Here is a 1,428-nt window from a genome sequence, read left to right as displayed (position 1 = left end):
GCGAGACGACGCTGCGACGTTCTGTTCGCCATGATGCGCGACGGGACTTTTTATACCCCGCAGGGGTCATAACATGCTTGACAACTTAATAGGGGCACCCCCCTGGCTATTGTGCGCTCATACACTCAAATTAAAGATAGGTTCTAAATAAATGAGCGTTTTTTGATAGTCTATTTCATTAGGTAATATATATTTGTAACAAATCAATCAAAATGGAATAAAATCATGCTACCATCTATTTCAATCAACAATACCAGCGCAACTTACCCAGAATCCATTAATGAAAATAACAATGATGAAGTTAATGGATTAGTACAAGAGCTCAAAAACCTTTTTAATGGTAAGGAAGGAATAAGCACCTGTATTAAACATCTACTTGAGCTTATAAAAAACGCCATACGAGTAAACGACGATCCTTATAGATTTAATATTAATAATTCCTCAGTTACTTATATTGATATTGGCTCCAATGATACAGACCATATTACTATTGGTATCGACAACCAAGAACCAATAGAATTACCTGCGAACTATAAAGACAAAGAACTCGTCCGTACTATCATTAATGACAACATAGTTGAGAAGACTCATGATATCAATAACAAGGAAATGATCTTCAGCGCATTAAAAGAAATATATGATGGAGCTCCTAGTTTTATCTTCGATAAGATATCACACAAACTCAGACATACGGTAACGGAATTTGATGAGAGCGGGAAAAGCGAACCAACGGACTTATTTACCTGGTACGGTAAAGATAAAAAAGGCGACTCTCTCGCTATTGTAATTAAAAATAAAAACGGAAATGATTACTTATCCCTCGGTTACTACGATCAGGACGACTACCACATTCAAAGAGGAATTCGTATTAATGGTGATAGTCTCACCCAATATTGTAGTGAAAACGCCAGGAGTGCTTCAGCGTGGTTTGGGTAATGACTCCAACTTACTGATAGTGTTTTATGTTCAGATAATGCCCGATGACCTTGTCATGCAGCTCCACCGATTTTGAGAACGACAGTGACTTCCGTCCCAGCCTTGCCAGATGTTGTCTCAGATTCAGATTATGTCGCTCAATGCGCTGAGTGGATTTGCCCCTATATTTCCAGACATCTGTTATCACTTAACCCATTACAAGCCCGCTGCCGCAGATATTCCCGTGGCGAGCGATAACCCAGCGCACTATGCGGATGCCATTCGTTATAATGCTCGAACGCCTCTGCAAGGTTCTTTGCTGCCGTTAACCCGTCTGGTTTGGGCATGATACTGATGTAGTCACGCTTTATCGTTTTCACGAAGCTCTCTGCTATTCCGTTACTCTCCGGACTCCGCACCGCCGTGTTCTTCGGTTCAAGTCCCAACATCCGGGCGAACTGGCGTGTTTCATTAGCCCGGTAGCATGAACCATTATCCGTCAGCCACTCCACT

At 41.5% G+C, this 1,428-nt stretch carries 2 protein-coding genes and 2 pseudogenes; 2 read left to right on the top strand and 2 right to left on the bottom strand.

The window, feature by feature from the left end:
* Together BHE85_RS27555 and yfdF are read left to right on the top strand one after the other, a co-directional pair.
* Positions 1 to 72, top strand: a 72-nt coding sequence (locus BHE85_RS27555) for a hypothetical protein (protein WP_242412324.1), incomplete at its 5' end; no start/stop codon positions are given.
* A gap of 153 nt (positions 73 to 225) precedes the next feature.
* Positions 226 to 930 (top strand): annotated as a pseudogene (gene yfdF / locus BHE85_RS15450) (protein YfdF); the annotation flags it as partial.
* Positions 931 to 946: 16 nt separating this feature from the next.
* Here the strand turns inward: yfdF and BHE85_RS15445 are convergent.
* Positions 947 to 1,087 (bottom strand): annotated as a pseudogene (locus tag BHE85_RS15445) (IS1 family transposase); the annotation flags it as partial.
* Between the two features lie 10 nt (positions 1,088 to 1,097).
* A partial coding sequence (locus BHE85_RS15440) for an integrase core domain-containing protein (protein WP_000321149.1) occupies positions 1,098 to 1,428 on the bottom strand: 331 nt, incomplete at its 5' end.

This window comes from Shigella sp. FC1567, from assembly GCF_001743015.1.
Lineage (GTDB): Bacteria > Pseudomonadota > Gammaproteobacteria > Enterobacterales > Enterobacteriaceae > Escherichia > Escherichia coli.
The sequence above is the reverse complement of the archived record's forward strand: the minus strand, read 5'-3'. Positions and strand labels throughout refer to the sequence as shown.